Annotated in this window: 14 protein-coding genes; 9 read left to right on the top strand and 5 right to left on the bottom strand. The window is 67.9% G+C overall.

The features are described from left to right. Positions 1-51: 51 nt before the first annotated feature. Positions 52-1026, top strand: a complete 975-nt coding sequence (locus BKN51_RS18775) for an ABC transporter substrate-binding protein (RefSeq protein WP_101608883.1) — start codon at positions 52-54, stop codon at positions 1024-1026. Between the two features lie 514 nt (positions 1027-1540). On the opposite strand, the gene BKN51_RS18770 is transcribed toward BKN51_RS18775, so the two are convergent. From BKN51_RS18770 to BKN51_RS18760, 3 genes are all read right to left on the bottom strand, one after another. Continuing rightward, positions 1541-3433 (bottom strand): ArnT family glycosyltransferase, encoded by a 1893-nt coding sequence (locus BKN51_RS18770; RefSeq protein WP_158255827.1) that lies wholly within the window; start codon positions 3431-3433, stop codon positions 1541-1543. A 133-nt stretch (positions 3434-3566) separates the two neighbouring features. Continuing rightward, a complete protein-coding gene (locus BKN51_RS18765) occupies positions 3567-3932 on the bottom strand; it encodes a hypothetical protein (protein ID WP_101608881.1) in 366 nt (121 codons plus the stop codon). A gap of 40 nt (positions 3933-3972) precedes the next feature. Next, positions 3973-4617, bottom strand: coding sequence for an SRPBCC family protein (locus BKN51_RS18760; protein ID WP_101608880.1), 645 nt, complete (start codon positions 4615-4617; stop codon positions 3973-3975). Positions 4618-4754: 137 nt separating this feature from the next. Here BKN51_RS18760 and BKN51_RS18755 point away from each other — a divergent pair, with 137 nt between their 5' ends. From BKN51_RS18755 to BKN51_RS18735, 5 genes are all read left to right on the top strand, one after another. Next, positions 4755-5387 (top strand): TetR/AcrR family transcriptional regulator, encoded by a 633-nt coding sequence (locus BKN51_RS18755; RefSeq protein ID WP_101608879.1) that lies wholly within the window; start codon positions 4755-4757, stop codon positions 5385-5387. Between the two features lie 93 nt (positions 5388-5480). Further along, positions 5481-6113 (top strand): hypothetical protein, encoded by a 633-nt coding sequence (locus BKN51_RS18750; protein ID WP_101608878.1) that lies wholly within the window; start codon positions 5481-5483, stop codon positions 6111-6113. A gap of 186 nt (positions 6114-6299) precedes the next feature. Further along, complete coding sequence (locus BKN51_RS18745) at positions 6300-6596, top strand: hypothetical protein (RefSeq protein WP_101608877.1); 297 nt, start codon at positions 6300-6302, stop codon at positions 6594-6596. A 314-nt stretch (positions 6597-6910) separates the two neighbouring features. Beyond that, positions 6911-8146 carry a sodium:proton exchanger gene (locus tag BKN51_RS18740; RefSeq protein WP_101608876.1) on the top strand — a complete coding sequence of 412 codons (1236 nt, stop codon included), beginning with the start codon at positions 6911-6913 and terminating at the stop codon, positions 8144-8146. A gap of 36 nt (positions 8147-8182) precedes the next feature. Continuing rightward, a complete protein-coding gene (locus BKN51_RS18735; RefSeq protein ID WP_101608875.1) occupies positions 8183-8416 on the top strand; it encodes a hypothetical protein in 234 nt (77 codons plus the stop codon). Between the two features lie 14 nt (positions 8417-8430). Here the strand turns inward: BKN51_RS18735 and BKN51_RS18730 are convergent, their stop codons facing one another. Next, a complete protein-coding gene (locus tag BKN51_RS18730) occupies positions 8431-8655 on the bottom strand; it encodes a hypothetical protein (protein WP_101608874.1) in 225 nt (74 codons plus the stop codon). 114 nt (positions 8656-8769) lie between these two features. After that, a complete protein-coding gene (locus tag BKN51_RS18725) occupies positions 8770-10419 on the bottom strand; it encodes a glutamate--tRNA ligase (protein ID WP_101608873.1) in 1650 nt (549 codons plus the stop codon). A 183-nt stretch (positions 10420-10602) separates the two neighbouring features. Here BKN51_RS18725 and BKN51_RS18720 point away from each other — a divergent pair, with 183 nt between their 5' ends. From BKN51_RS18720 to BKN51_RS18710, 3 genes are read left to right on the top strand one after another with little or no spacing between them, the layout of a single operon-like run. Beyond that, the gene (locus BKN51_RS18720) at positions 10603-11838 is read left to right on the top strand and encodes a hypothetical protein (protein ID WP_101608872.1); all 1236 of its coding nucleotides are present in this window, start codon (positions 10603-10605) and stop codon (positions 11836-11838) included. After that, a complete protein-coding gene (locus tag BKN51_RS18715) occupies positions 11835-13367 on the top strand; it encodes a VWA domain-containing protein (RefSeq protein WP_101608871.1) in 1533 nt (510 codons plus the stop codon). The genes BKN51_RS18720 and BKN51_RS18715 overlap by 4 nt, the downstream gene beginning before the upstream one ends. Further along, positions 13354-14127 (top strand): hypothetical protein, encoded by a 774-nt coding sequence (locus BKN51_RS18710; RefSeq protein WP_168214348.1) that lies wholly within the window; start codon positions 13354-13356, stop codon positions 14125-14127. The genes BKN51_RS18715 and BKN51_RS18710 overlap by 14 nt, the downstream gene beginning before the upstream one ends. Positions 14128-14149: the final 22 nt, after the last annotated feature.

The following is a 14149-nucleotide window of genomic DNA, read 5'->3' as shown; positions in this document are numbered from 1 at the left end:
GATAGCCTGCCCTAATCGGGCTAATGTTCGCTTGACAGAGAGGTAGGCGTCGTGAGGACGCAGTTCCAGAAGTGGCGTACGACGGTCGCCGTGGTTTCGGCGGCCGCACTGGCTCTGGGCACCGCCGCCTGCGGCTCGACCGACGACAGCGCCGGCAGTGCCGGCGCGACCAGGCCGTTCGACACCCCGAGCGGTCAGGTGCAGATCCCGGTCCAGCCGAAATCGGTGGTCGCGCTCGACCAGTACACCTACTTCGGGCTACTGGACGTCGGGGTGCACCCCAAGGCCACGGCGTCCGGCTACACCGACAGTTTCGCGGTGTTCCCGGCCTACGCCGACGAGTACGCCAAGGCGCCCAAGGTCGGCGGCTCGATGGAGATCGACATCGAGCAGGTCGGCGCGCAGGGACCGGATCTGATCCTCGGCAACAAGTTCCTCTCCCTGGAGAAGCACAAGATCGAGGACTACCAGAAGCTCGCGCCGACGGCGATCCTCGGCGGCGCCGCGGGCGAACCCGGTGTCGCGTGGCCGCAGTGGGTCATCCAGGCCGCCGACGCGGTCGGCAAGAAGCCCGAGGCCGAAGCGCTCAAGAAGCAGTACGAGGACCGCGCCGCCCAGATTCGCAGCACCTACGCGGACAAGCTGTCCAAGGTCAAGTTCGCGCTGATCAACGGCGGCGGCGGCAAGTGGTACCTGAACCTGGACGAATCCTGGGGCGGCACGATCCTCAAGGACCTCGGCGTCCAGTTCGCGCGGGCCGGCATCACCGACCCGAAGGAGAACACCCCGGAGTTCTCGACCGAGAACCTGGACAAGCTCAACGAAGCCGACGTGATCCTGTACCAGGCCGACTACCAGGGCAAGGCGGGCGCGGACACCCAGCAGATCATCGATCTGCCCGCGTATCAGGGTTTGCGCGCGGTCAAGGCGGGCAAGTCCCTGCCGACCGGCAACTTCTACGCGCTCCACTACAAGGCCGCGATGTCCTTCCAGGACGAGATCGAAAAGATCCTCAAGGAGTTCTGAGCCGCTTCGGTCTCGTGAGTGGTAAGGACGGTTAGAACTAGGGGAAGGGCAAACGTGGCCTGTTTCGCAGTCGGGTCGTGCTGAAGTGAAGGCTCCTTCGCCGCGTCCGACGCGGCGAAAGGAGCCTTCGGCGTCGTGGGTCTGGATCGGCCGACGAGAGCAGAGTGCACCCTGGACTATCCATAGAGGACAGTCCAGGGTGGGTAAATGTCCGATTGATGGCTAATACACGCTTCGCGGAGGGGGTCGTGAGTGGCAATGCGGGTTCTAACCCTCTTTGCCACTCACGACCTCCTCAAAAACCGAACATCTAGCCATCAATCGGACATTCAGCTGTCAGAAAGTGTCCCTTGTGGACGCTCGTGGAACGATGGGCGCCCGCGGGCCAGTTCGGAACCACGCCGCTAAGGCCACCTCTCGACCTTGAAGTCAGCGAAGGGATTCTCGCCACAGAGGCTCGGCCGCGCCACCTTTGACTCACCCCTCAATAACCGTCCTTACCACTCACGAGTTTTCATGGGCGGCAGCGGTACAGGTCTCCCGGCCCCTCCTCGGCGCCGTACGCCGCGGGCGGCACGGCGACACACGTCGTCCGCACGAACTCGTACTGGCCCTTTTCCTCCGGCAGAAGCAGAACGTGGGCGACTTCGCCGCGTTCGATCCACTCCCGGAGCCGGTCCGGCGCCGGTGCCGGATCGCGGTTGGTGAAGCCCGCCATGCCGATCACCGCCCGGTCGGTCGCCATGATGAACGGCGCGGCGGTGTCGGCTGTTTCGACCGCGAGGGTCACCCGCGTGTCACCCGACTGTCGTTCCACATAACCGAGAAGTGCCTTGCCGGTTTCGTCGAGAGTCCCGGCCGAAGCCCGGTAGTCACGGGCGCCCCAGCCGCCGAGGAGTCCCCTCAGGTCGTCGCGGACGGCGGGTTCGAGGTAGTCCGTCTGCAGGGAGACCGGGCCGGCGGCCGGGAGCATGGGCAAACCGGCGGAGTAGCCGATGCTCGTCGCCGTCGACCAGACCACCGGCGCGGCCGAGATCGCCACGAGCCCGATCGCGAACCCGGGAAGGGCGACGCGGCGCGGTCCGAGCTTGCCGAGGACGAGGAGGCCGACGGCCAGTGCCGTCGCGGCGGCCACGACGATCCCCGTCCAGCCGTTCCATTCCGGTGCCCGGTTCACCAGGAGCCAGGCCCAGAAGCCGAGAGCGGCGACGACCGTGGGCAGCAACGGCCACCAGCGTCCTTCCGCCCGATACTGCCGCCACAGCGTGGCCAGGGCGGCCGCGGACAGCGCGGCGATCGCGGGCGCGAGTTCCGCGGTGTAGTACAGCAGCCAGATTCCGCGCATGAAGCTGAACACGGCCGCGCACACGAGAAGCCAGCCGCCCCAGAGCACCCATCCCGCCACCGTCCGGCGCGGCGGCCGCCTGCCGAGGACCACCAGGACGACGGCTGCCAGTACCGCTGCCAGCGCGAGCGGCAACAGCCAGCCCGCCTGGCCGCCCAGCGACGTCCCCAGCAGCCTTCCCGGCCCGGGATCGCTCTGGTAGAAGGACTTCCCGTGCTCCTCGGCGTAGCTGGCCGCCGCGGCGAAGTCCTGGCCGACGATCCGGCCCAAGCCGTTGTACCCGAAGACGAGATCACGGGCGGAGCCGTCGGCGCTGCTGCCGATGTACGGCTTCGGGCTCGGCCACAGGTCCACCACCACGACCCACCAGAACGACGTGACGGCGAGGACCCCGGTGGCCAAAGCGGTCGTCAGCGCCTTCGTGCGGACGCCCGACGACGAGCCCACCAGGTAGGCCAAGGCCAAGGCGGGCAGGACGAGCCACGCCTGGACCATCTTCGTGGTGAACGCGCAGCCGAGGAACACCGCGGCCAGTAGCATCCAGCGGCGTTCGCGTCCGGAGTCGTCGATCGCCCGCGTCACGGCGTAGGCCGCGCTCACCAGAAGCAGGAACAGCAACGGATCCGGCATGTTGTCGCGGATCACCGCGACGACGATCGGCGTGCAGGCGAACAGCGCGGCGGCGAGCAGCGCGACCCGTTCACCCTGCCAGCGCCGGACGGTCAGGAACAGCACCCAGACCGTCGCCACGCCCTCGAGCACCTGCGGCAGTATCAGCGCCCAGCCGTGGAAACCCAGTACCTGCACGGAAAGCACCTGGACCCACAGTCCCATCGGTGGCTTGTCCACCGTCACCACGCCGAGCGGATCCACCGAGCCGAAGAGGAAACCGGTCCAGCTGCGGGACATCGAGTCGACAGCGGCGCTGTAGTACGGATAGCCGTAGCCGAGTTCCCAGATCCCCCAGCCGTACCAAGCGGTGGTGACGAGAAGGATCGCGGCCAAGGCGAGCCGATGCGCTCTGCCGGGAGAACGGGCGGGGACTTCTGCCGGAGTGTCCACGGAAGGGGAAAGGGAAGTGCTCATGTGTGGTCGAACTCTTACCTGGAGTTAGTTAGGTAAGGCATAGCTAACCATAAAGCCTACGAAAAAGGCCACGAGCTGAGGGCTCGTGGCGTTCTTCGGATGAGGGTGATCAGACGGCCTCGGTGCGGGATTTCCGGCGCAGGACGTGAAAGGCGACCGCGAAGGCGACGCCCACGCCGACGATGATCGCGGCGAACACCGGATGCATGTCCTTGGAGAGGCTCGGTGCGCGTTCGGGGCCGATCGCCCAGAGGGCCAAGGGTGTGACGTAGGCGGCGGTGAGGGCGATCGCGCCCCAGCGGAGCGCCTTGAGGCGGGCGTCGCGCAGGGTGCCGATCAGGACGAGGGCGACCGGGACGATGGCGATCATCGCGAACTGGCCGAGGACCATGATCGGGACGGCCCAGGCCGAGATGATGACGGCGCGCGGGGCGCGGCGAACGGTGGTTTCGCGGTCGAGGGTCTGCGTGGACATCGTTTTCTCCTAGGGGTTCCGGGCCGGCTTCGGGGTGTGGTCAGCAGTGGGATTCGGCGGCGGCTTTCAGGTCCTTCATCCAGGCTTCGAGGCCCCAGCCGAGGAACTGGGTCGAGGTGGGGACGTCGGCCTCGACCTGGGCGCCGGACCAGTTCTCCTCGGTGCGGACGAGCACGCCGCCCTTGACCTCGGTGAAGTTCCAGACGTGGATGCCGTTGTCGATGCTCAAGCCCTCGCCGGCCGCGGGCCCGCTCCAGCGGATGCACTTGCCGCGCTGGAGCTGGTGGACGGTCGAGGTGATCGACAGTGTGGTGGCGGGCGTCGTGGCGGTGGCCGGCGCCGGGGTGGTCCAGCGGAACCGGGAGTTCTTCCGGAGCGGGCCCCAGTCGAGGCGCTCGTTGCTCAGCACCGGCTCCTGCCAGGACGGCCAGCGCTCGACATCGGTCTGCAGCCGCCAGATCTTGCTCAGGGGAGCCTTGATCAAGGCCTCGGTGCGGTAGTGGATCGGGGCCTTCGTGTCGATGGTCTTGCCCTGGCACGACAGCGGCGCGGGGGAGGCCGGGGTGGCCGCCTGGGCGGGGGTGACGGCGCCGCCCAGGAGTCCGATGGCCAGCGGGAGGGCGAGCACGGCCGTACGGGCGGCGACGCGGCGGCGGGTCTTCGGGGCGGGCCGGGTGTCCGTCATGGTTTTGCTCCTTGTCCGGGGCGGCTGGTTAGTGCCGCTTGCGATAGTTAGAAGCTATAACCACAACGGCGTGAGTGTCAATAGGAAAAGTGATAGCCTCTAACTAGACGCGGCGACGAGCTCGGAGGGAGTGGCCGATGAAGACCTCACGTGAGCGCTACCGGACCCAGGTGCGCGTGGAGATCAAGCAGTACGCGTGGGAGCAGCTGGCCACGACGGGCGTGTCCGCGCTGTCCCTCAACGCGATCGCCAAGCACGTGGGCATGAGCGGCCCGGCGCTGTACCGGTACTTCGCCAGTCGCGACGACCTGATCACGGACCTCGTCCGCGACGCCTACCGGAGCCTCGCCGATGTCGTCCAAGCCGCCGCCGGGTCGGGAGGTGTGGCCGAAGTCGCCCACGCCATCAGGGAGTGGGCGCTGGCGGACCCGCAGCGATACCTGTTCGTCTACGGCACGCCCATCCCCGGCTATCGCGCGCCCGGCGACACCACGAAGATCTCGAACGAGATCATGGCCGTGCTCCTCGACGTCCATTCCGCGTGTACCGAGGAGAGGCGGCCGACGCCGTTCGACGTCCATCTCGAAGACCATCGCGAGTGGGCGGGCGACCCGTCGGTGCCGTCCGCGGTCCTCCGTCGTGCCATGACGTTCTGGACCCGGCTCCACGGCGTCCTGTCCCTCGAACTCGCCGGTCACTTCGACGGAATGGGGTTCGATCCCGGCGTGCTCTTCGCCGCCGAGCTGGGCGCCCTCGTCGCTCACGAGTAGTCCACAAAGGACGGTTTCCGCTGAGCGGTGCATCACGGACCGCTTTCCCGTTGTGTGAACGTTTTCGGTGATCGCTGTGCTAACTTCCGGGGCATGCGCGGAGGATCCAGGGTTCCTTTCGGCCGGACGCTCGCGGTTGTCGCGTCGGCGCTACTGCTCTCGTTGGCCGGCCCCGGAGCCGTCGCGAACGCGTCCGGCGGGCATCCGCCGCGGCACGGCTGCGAGTGCGCGACGCCGTCGATCGACCGGTTGCAGCAGTGGCTCGCGTCCGGTGAGGGCACCACGGTTCCGCCGACCGGCAGCCTGCTCGTCCGCGAGCGCGGTGGCTACGCGGCCAAGGTGGCGTTCCTCAACGCCGAATGGCACGTCGTGGTCGTCTGGCTGGGGAATCAGTTCGAGGCGCAGGCCGATCTTTCGAAATCCGCCGGATTCTGGATGACCTACAGCGCGACCGACGACCTTTACGTCCAGCTCCGCCCCGCCTCGCACTGGAGCGGCGGCGACAAGTGGCTCACGAAGGTGCCGTCGACGGGCGGGAAGCTCGTGAAAAAGTTCTTCAGCTTCGCGTCCGACGCGTGGACGACACTGCCCGAGCTGGGCAAGCCCACGTACTCCTTCGCCTCGGCCCTGACCGAAGCGCGAGGGCTGGTCTTCGTCGGCAAGACCCCGAACCAGCTCGATTTCCGCGGCCTGGCGATCGATCGCTACCGGCCGCCCTGCCTCTGAGCGCGCTGACCCCACCTGAAATGCCAGGTGAGGCCCTATTCGATCGTGCGGCGGTACGTCGTCGGTCCTCCTCGGGTGCATCGTCCCTTGTGGACGGTTAGCTGCCCCGTCGCACGGTGTGACCGATTTGTCCTGTACTGTGAACTTTCAGCCGCCTCCGCACGACCGATCCGAGGAGTACCCCTGATGAGCCTGTTCGACTCGCTGAAGGAGAAGGCCGCCGAACTGCTGGGTGGCGCGGGCGACAAGGTCAGCGAACTGACCGGCGTCGACCTTTCCGGTGCCGCCGACCAGGCCACCCAGTCCGCCGGCGACCTGGCCGAGACCGGCCAGGGGCTCGCCGAGGGCGCCACCGCCGCGGGTCAGGGCGCCGTCGACTCGGCCACCGCGGCCGGTCAGGGCGTCGTCGACTCCACCGGCGCCTTCGGTGACGCCGCCACCGGACTGGCGGGCGGCGTGATCGACCCGAACGCCCGGGGCTGACCGCCCCCGGTCTCCCCGGCATCCGCGACTCGCGGATGCCGGGGATCCGTCATGTCCGCGTCCTCGCGGTGTGATCAGGCGCACTTTCCGCCAAGACCACCGGTGCGCCGTCGGTTCGGCAGCGCGGCGCCGCCTGCCGCCGCTGTCGCACACGGGGGGCGTCGGAGCAGGAAGGCCCGGATGCTCCGGCGGGACGACGTCCGGGTTTCGGCATGACGATCTTCCGTTTTCCTTGCCCCACAAGGGGATTCTCGCCGGGGCGGCGAAAAGGGAAACGGTTGTGGTAACCCGGTGGCCGACGGGAATCTCGGTTCGTGATCGTCAACCGACTGAGGCCGATCGGCCTGTGCGCCGTGCTGACCGCGCCCGCGCTCGTCCTGCGGTTCTCCGGCGCCGAACCGGGTGCGGTGGCCGGCCTGCTGCTGTTCGGGCTGGCCGTCGTCGCGGCGTCGTTCCTCCTCGCCTGGGCCGCGGAGGCCGCGCAGGTGGACATCTCCGGCGGGCTCGCGATCGCCGTTCTGGCCGTCATCGCGGTGCTTCCCGAGTACGCGATCGACCTGTATTTCGCCTACACGGCGGGCTCGAACCCCGAATACGTCGCCTACGCCGCGGCGAACATGACCGGCTCCAACCGGCTGCTGCTCGGCCTCGGCTGGTCCACCGTCGTACTGATCGCGCTCGCCGTCGCCAAGAAACGCGGCGGTGCCACGGTCCGGGAACTGGTCCTCGACTCGCCGTACCGGATCGAACTCGGTTTCCTCGCGATCGCTTCGATCGTCGCGTTCGTCATCCCGGGGACCGGGCAGATCTCGCTGGTCCTCGGCTTCGCGCTGCTCGGTTTCTTCGTGTTCTACCTGTGGAAGGTCTCCCGCGCCGCACCCGGCGAACCGGAGCTGGCCGGCCCGGCCGCGACCCTCGGCGGCCTCGCCAAGCGACCTCGCCGGATCCTGGTGACGGCGTTGTTCGTGTTCGCGGCCGTCGTGATCCTCGCGAGCGCGGAACCGTTCGCGCACAACCTGATCTCCGTCGGGACCGAACTGGGCATCGACCGGTTCCTGCTCGTGCAATGGCTCGCGCCGCTGGCGTCGGAGGCGCCGGAGTTCATCGTGGCGATCCTCTTCGCGTTGCGCGGCAAGGGCGACGCGGCGATCGGCACGCTGATCTCCAGCAAGGTCAACCAATGGACGCTGCTGGTCGGCAGCCTGCCGATCGCCTACGTCCTCGGCGGCGGAGGAACCGCGCTGCGCCTGGACGCCCGCCAGATCGAGGAATTCCTCCTCACCGCCACCCAGACCCTGCTCGGCGTCGCCGCCCTGCTCGCGTTGCGTTTCCCTCGCTGGGCCGCCTGGACCCTGCTCGGCCTGTTCGCGGTGCAGTTCGCGCTGCCGGGCCAGACCGCGCGCTACCTCCTGTGCGGGGTCTACGCGGTCATCGCGCTCGCCGCCCTGATCCGCAACCGCCGCCACCTCCTGCCGACCCTGGCGGCGCCGTTCCGCCGAATGCCCATCAGTGAGGAAAAGGATGCCCGCCCGCGGGCCGTTCGACGCTAACCTGGTGAAAACTGACTGATCTGCGGGGGAGCGGACATGGTCGGCATCTGGATAGCGCTCGGGATACTCGTTCTGGTGATCGGCGTCGCCGTGGTCACCGACCTGCGCGATCGGGGGCGAGGCGGAACCCGCAAGATCATGCTCCCGGGCTGGGCCTCGCGGCGCGCGGGCTACACGGAGAACGACCTGGTCCACGGGCGATGGGTGGAGAAGTCGCCGCGTGAGCAGGAAGAAGAACTCCGGCGCCGGTACAAGTCGGGCGACGAATGAGCCGGCCCTAGGGCCTACGCGGCGGTCCTCGTCCAGCGCCACGCGTCGCGCAGGACGGCGATCAGGGCTTCGTCGTCGGCGAAGGTGGGTTCTTCGCCGATCGGTAACCAGGTCCGGTCGACGACCTCGCCGCGCTGGCTGCGGACCACGGAGATCCCGGGATACGACAGTGCCGCGCGGTCGTCGGCGGCCACGTGCCGGGACTCCCAGCGCAGCTGGACAACGCGATCAGTGCTCATCGACCACAACTTTCCGTACTTGCGTACTGGGTAAGTCGTCTGTCGGGGCCCGCGCGTTTCACTGCCGCTTCGTGAGTGGTACGGACGGTTAGAACCGTCCGTACCACTCACGAGTCACTCGAGACCGGCGAACCGGCTCAGCGTCTCCTCGCGCCCCAGCGCCTGGGTGATCGAGTGCAGGTCCGGGCTCCGGGTCGAGCCCGTGATCGCGATCCGGATGATCTGCGAAGCCTCGCGGATGGAGCCGGGGAAGCCCTCGGGGTTCTTTTTGAGTTCCTTGGCGTTCTTCGCGAAACCGTGCTTCGCGGCCACGTCGCGGATCTGCTGGAACCACTCCTGGCCGTCGTCGAGCTGCTGGTAGTTCCCGACGAAGTCGCGCACCACGGCCTGGACGACGTCGCGGTCGACGCCGAGGGCGGTGATCCGCTCGTCGTCGGGGCTCTCGACGGCGGCGTGCAGCTGCGGGAAGAAGAAGCCGTAGACGGCGCGGAACTCGCTCCACTTCTTCAGGTCCTTGCGCGGGTTCTCGGCCCCGTCACGTTCGACGGCGAGCGCCCGGATCGCGAGGTCGGGCTCGGCGTCGAGGACGGTCCGCAGCGCGGGGTCGAACCGCTCCGCCCAGGCGCGGACCTCTTCGAGGATCTCGGCGCCGGACAGCGTGGCGATGTGGTCGGCCGAGATGTCGTCGAGTTTGACCAGGTCGACCAGCGGACCGGCGACACCGCATTCGTCCAGGTTGATCGGCTCGGACAGGGCCTGGTCGAGCGGCATTTCGGCGAGACGGCCGTTCGCGAGGCCGCGCAGGTAGTAGAGGACGGCCTTGGTGGGGTAGCCGGACTCGATGTAGAAGTCGACGCTCGCTTCCGGGTCCTTGCGCTTCGACAGCTTGCGCTTGCTGCCGCCCTCCTGCTTCATCAGCGGCGCGATGTGCGCGTAGGTGATCGGGTCGAAGCCGAGCGCGTCGAACAACTGCTGGTGCGTCGGCACCGACGAGATCCACTCGTCGCCGCGGATGACCAGGTTGACGCGCATGAGGTGGTCGTCGACGGCGTGCGCGAAGTGGTAGGTCGGCAGCCGGGGGCTCTGGTCGGAGCTCTTGAGGATGACGACGTCGTTGCGGTTGGCCTCGGCCTCGAGCGGGCCGCGGATGGCGTCGGTGAACCGGGCACGGGCGCCGGTGTCGTCCGGGGCGCGGAACCGCACGACGTACGGGTCGCCTGCGTCGAGCTTGGCCTGGACGGCGGCGGGCTCGGCGTCGCGCCAGATGGCCCACGAGCCGTAGTAACCGGTCGGCAGCTTCGTCGCCTGCTGCCGCGCGGTGATCGCGGCCAGTTCGTCCTTGGTGGCGAAGTCGAGGTACGCGCTGCCGGCACGGAGCAGGTGACGGACGTAGGTCAGGTAGATCTGCTCGCGCTCGGACTGCTGGTACGGGCCGTAGTCGCCGCCGCGGTGGATGTCCTCGTCGGCGGCGAGGCCGAAGTAGGCGAAGCCGCGCTCGAACTGCTCGATGGCGCCTTCGACCTCGCGGGACCGGTCGGTGTCCTCGACCCGGACCAGGTAGCGGCCGTCGCTGCGGCGGGCGACGTCCTGGTCGATGGTGGCGACGTAGACGCCGCCGATGTGGACGAATCCGGTCGGCGAGGGGCCGAAACGGGTGACCCGGGCGCCCTCGGGGAGCTCGCGGGCGGGGTAACGCTGTTCCCAGTGCTCGGGTTCGGGCAGGTCGGCGGGGAAGAGGGCGTCGATGACTGCTCGGTCCAGCATGGCGGTTCAGATCTCCCGGCGTCGTGGTGCATGGCTGTTTTCGCCACCGAAGAGCCTAACCGTTCGGTCTCCCGGCCTGGTGAGGGTGGGTCTCGAAGTGGTGGGGAAGCCGAATCGAGACGTGCATTTCCGTCGGTGTGTCCCGGTAAAATGGGCCTTGCCGGACATTCGGGGAGGAAATCGGTGACCACCGATCGCTCGCTTCGTGAAGAACCCCAGCTCACCATCAGACCGAAACCCGCGGCGTTCTTCCTGCGCCGCCGTTTTCTCCGCACTTTCGGGCCCGCGCTGGCCCTCGCCGTGAGCGGCCTGGTCCTGCTGCTCCTGACCGGGACGGTCGTGGTGCCCTTCCAGCAGACGCTCGTCCTGCGCGGCAAGATGGGCTCCAAATCGGATCTCTTCGAAGACGCGAGGATCCAGGAAATCCTGATGCGCCATCACATCCGGGTCCACGTGACCCGGGCGGGCTCACGGGACGTCGCCTCGCACGACCTCAGCCAGTACGACTTCGTGTTCATGTCCGGCGAGCCCGCGGCGAGCCTCGTCCGGCGGTCCAGGGCGAACCAGTGGACGGGCAGCGCGCGCCAGCCGTTCACCAGCCCGATCGTCCTCGCCACGTATCGCCGCTACGCCGAAACGCTGGCGAGCAGGGGAATCGCGTCGAAACCGCCGGGACAGGACCCGTTGTACTACACGCTGGACACCGGGAAGTTCATCCAGGCGATGAAGGGGAAAGCGACTTGGGACTCGCTGGGCGTCGGTGCCTTCGGCGCGGCGAACGGGAACCAGGTGCTCGCGCAGACCTCGAACATCTGCGATGCCAATTCCGGTGCGACCTATCTGATCTTGCTGGCGTTCCTGGAAAACGACCGCCACGTTCCGGTCGTCGATCCGCAACCGGCCGGTGCGCCCGCCGGGCCGCCGAACCTGTCGAGCGCGAAGGAACTGGCGGGCCGGGTCAAACCGCTCGTGGCCGCGCAAGGTTTCCCGTCGGCCGACCTGTCGGAGTCCTACGCGAACCTGGCCGAGGGTGACAAACCGATCGTCGTCATCTACGAGCACCAGTACCTCGCCCTGCAGTTGCGGGCCAAGGCGCAGAGCGGACAGCAGGACCCGGACCGGGTCCTGCTGTACCCCAAGGACAACATCCTCACGAAGCCGCAGTTCCTCGCCCTGAAACCGGAAGCGGAACGGCTGGGCGAACTGATCACCTTCGACCCCGAGCTGCAACGCCGCGCGATGGAGCTCGGGTTCGGCGTCGCGACCCCGGCGGGCAGCACGAAAAGCGCGCGGCTGTACGACTTCCTGCGCGAACAGGGGCTGCCGACCCCGGAGATCGCGGACAACGACAGCACCACGCCGCTGCCGGACAACCTGGTGCTGGAAGAGATGATCAAGACCGTCGGGGACTGCCCGTGAAGCGGGTCCTGATGATCTTGTGCTGCCTGCTCCTGGTGACCACCGCGTGCACGAGCGGTGGGGACAAGGTGAAACTGCGCGTGCTGGCCAGTCCCGAACTGGCGGACCTCGGGCCACTCCTCGGCGAACTCCGCGAGGAAACGGGAATCGAGCTGGAAATGGATTTCCAGGGAACCGTGAACACGAGTACCGCCCTCATCCCCGGAAGGGCCTCGCACGATCTCGCCTGGCTTTCCACCGACCGGTTCTTCCAGCTCGACTTCCGGCGGGCCGCGGACAAGGGCGAACGGCCGCTCGCCACCAAGACGATGATCTCGCCGGTCGTCGTCGGGATCACTCCGGCGAAGGCGGCGGAACTGCGCCGCGGCAAACCTGACGGCAACCTGTCCTGGGCGGACCTCGCGGACGCCGCCGCGAGCGGATCGTTCCAGTTCGCGATGGCAAACCCCGCCACGGCGACCAGCGGGCTCATCTCTCTCGTCGGGGTGGCGACGGCGGCCGCGGGCACCGGGGCGGCGCTGCGGCTCGAGGACGTGAAGTGCGACAAGCTGCAGGGTTTCCGCACCGGGCACACGATCACCGCGGACACCGCGGCCGCGGTGGCCGATCGGTTCGCCGAGCACCAGGAAGTCGGCGCGTTCATCGGCTACGAGTCCACTTTGCTCACGCTGAACGGCAGCGGCAGGCTCAAGGCGCCGCTGGAACTGGTGTACCCGCGCGATGGCATCGTCCAGGCGGATTACCCGATTTTGCTGCTCGACCAGGCCAAGCGAGAGGCGTACGACAAGGTCGTTTCGTGGGTCAGAAGCCCGGCGACACAGAAGAAACTGATGGAAAGAACCCTCCGGCGGCCGGTCGTCGGTGACGTGGCGCTCGATGCGAGACTGCCCGCCTCGACCGGGAATTCGCTGTATTTCCCCGACGATCCCGCCGTGGTGGACGAACTGCTCGCCGACTACGCCGATCCGGCGGGCTGGAAACCCGGGCGGGTGATCTTCGTGCTGGACTTCTCCGGTTCGATGAAGGGATCGCGGATCGCCGCGCTCAGGGCGACTTTCGCCGGGCTGAGCGATTCGGGCGGCGGGTTCGACCGCTTCTATCGCGGCGAGCGGCTCACTGTCCTCCGCTTCGGCGGGAAAGTGCTGGGAGACAAGGAGTTCACGGTCAGCGGGCCGCAAGATCTCGACGCGTTGCGGGCCTTCATCGCCACCGACGACTTCGATGGCACCACCGCCGTCTGGTCGGCCCTCGGTGAGGCGTATGCGAAGGCCGGTGCCCATCGCCGGGCGGAACCCGGCCAGAACGTTTCGATCGTGCTGATGACCGACGGCGAAAGCAACGCCGGGCCGGGCATCGAGGAATTCCTTCGCGCGCCAAGGGAATCCGGCGTGCACACGTACACCGTCCGGTTCGGCGAGGCGAATCCCGCCGAACTCGCCCGCGCGGCCGAGGCCACCGGTGGCCACATGGTCGACGCGAACTCGACCTCCCTTCTCGACGCCTTCAAGGAGATCCGTGGCTGCCGGTAGTCTGTGGTGGGAAGTCTGGGGACTGTGGCTGGCGGTCTGGGTGCTGACCCTGGCCGCCATCGTCACCACGATCGTGATCTTCGTGAAGCACTGGCGCCGCGCGCGCTCCGACGGCGATCAGGGGATGATCCGGGGGATCGGGTTCTACCTGCACACGAAGTCCGTGATGGGTCTCTACCAGTTGCATCGCTACAACGAGGCGCTGGAACAGGAGGTGGAGAAGCGCCGGAGCCGGGGCTGGCGGTTCTGGGGATCGGGTGGATTCGGTCCGCTGAAAGGGGAAGCGGAGCGCACCGACACCGACGAAGAGTTCCGGCGGTACATCCGCAAGGCCGAACCGATCACGGTGATCGGCATCGTGATGAAGGTGCTGGAGAAGCACCACGACATCATCTACGTCGATCTGGCGAAGCAGGAACTGGTCCACAATCGCGCGCTGGTCAAGGAACTCGGCTGGGCGGACGGTCCGGAGAGCACCCGGCAGCTCAAGACACGGCTGCGCGGCGTCGAGGCGTTCGTCTCGGTGAAGGGCCTGTTCCGCAAACGATCCGAGACCGAAGACGAGACGGTTTTCGTCGCACCGTACGGAAACCCGGACGATCCGGACCAGAGCAGGCGGATCCGGTTCACCTGTTTGACCGGCGATCTGCGGGACACCGCGCCCGCCGGCGCGTTCCGGGCGCGGTGCCTGGGCAAGGTCGAGGACTGGGATCCCGAGACCGGGGAACTCGTCGTCCATCCCATCGCCATCTTCAAGTAACCCCGCCACGGCCGAATGGAGC

The organism is Amycolatopsis sp. BJA-103 (genome assembly GCF_002849735.1).
Taxonomy (GTDB): Bacteria; Actinomycetota; Actinomycetes; order Mycobacteriales; family Pseudonocardiaceae; genus Amycolatopsis.
Note: the sequence above shows the minus strand (reverse complement) of the source record. Positions and strands in the feature narration are given on the sequence as shown.

Excerpts from the sequence above, each read along its gene's own strand:
- BKN51_RS18765 (WP_101608881.1), bottom strand. The coding sequence starts at position 3,932 with ATGTCCACGCAGACCCTCGACCGCGAAACCACCGTTCGCCGCGCCCCG.
- BKN51_RS18760 (WP_101608880.1), bottom strand. The coding sequence starts at position 4,617 with ATGACGGACACCCGGCCCGCCCCGAAGACCCGCCGCCGCGTCGCCGCC.
- BKN51_RS18755 (WP_101608879.1), top strand. The coding sequence starts at position 4,755 with ATGAAGACCTCACGTGAGCGCTACCGGACCCAGGTGCGCGTGGAGATC.
- BKN51_RS18750 (WP_101608878.1), top strand. The coding sequence starts at position 5,481 with ATGCGCGGAGGATCCAGGGTTCCTTTCGGCCGGACGCTCGCGGTTGTC.
- BKN51_RS18745 (WP_101608877.1), top strand. The coding sequence starts at position 6,300 with ATGAGCCTGTTCGACTCGCTGAAGGAGAAGGCCGCCGAACTGCTGGGT.
- BKN51_RS18735 (WP_101608875.1), top strand. The coding sequence starts at position 8,183 with ATGGTCGGCATCTGGATAGCGCTCGGGATACTCGTTCTGGTGATCGGC.
- BKN51_RS18730 (WP_101608874.1), bottom strand. The coding sequence starts at position 8,655 with ATGAGCACTGATCGCGTTGTCCAGCTGCGCTGGGAGTCCCGGCACGTG.
- BKN51_RS18725 (WP_101608873.1), bottom strand. The coding sequence starts at position 10,419 with ATGCTGGACCGAGCAGTCATCGACGCCCTCTTCCCCGCCGACCTGCCC.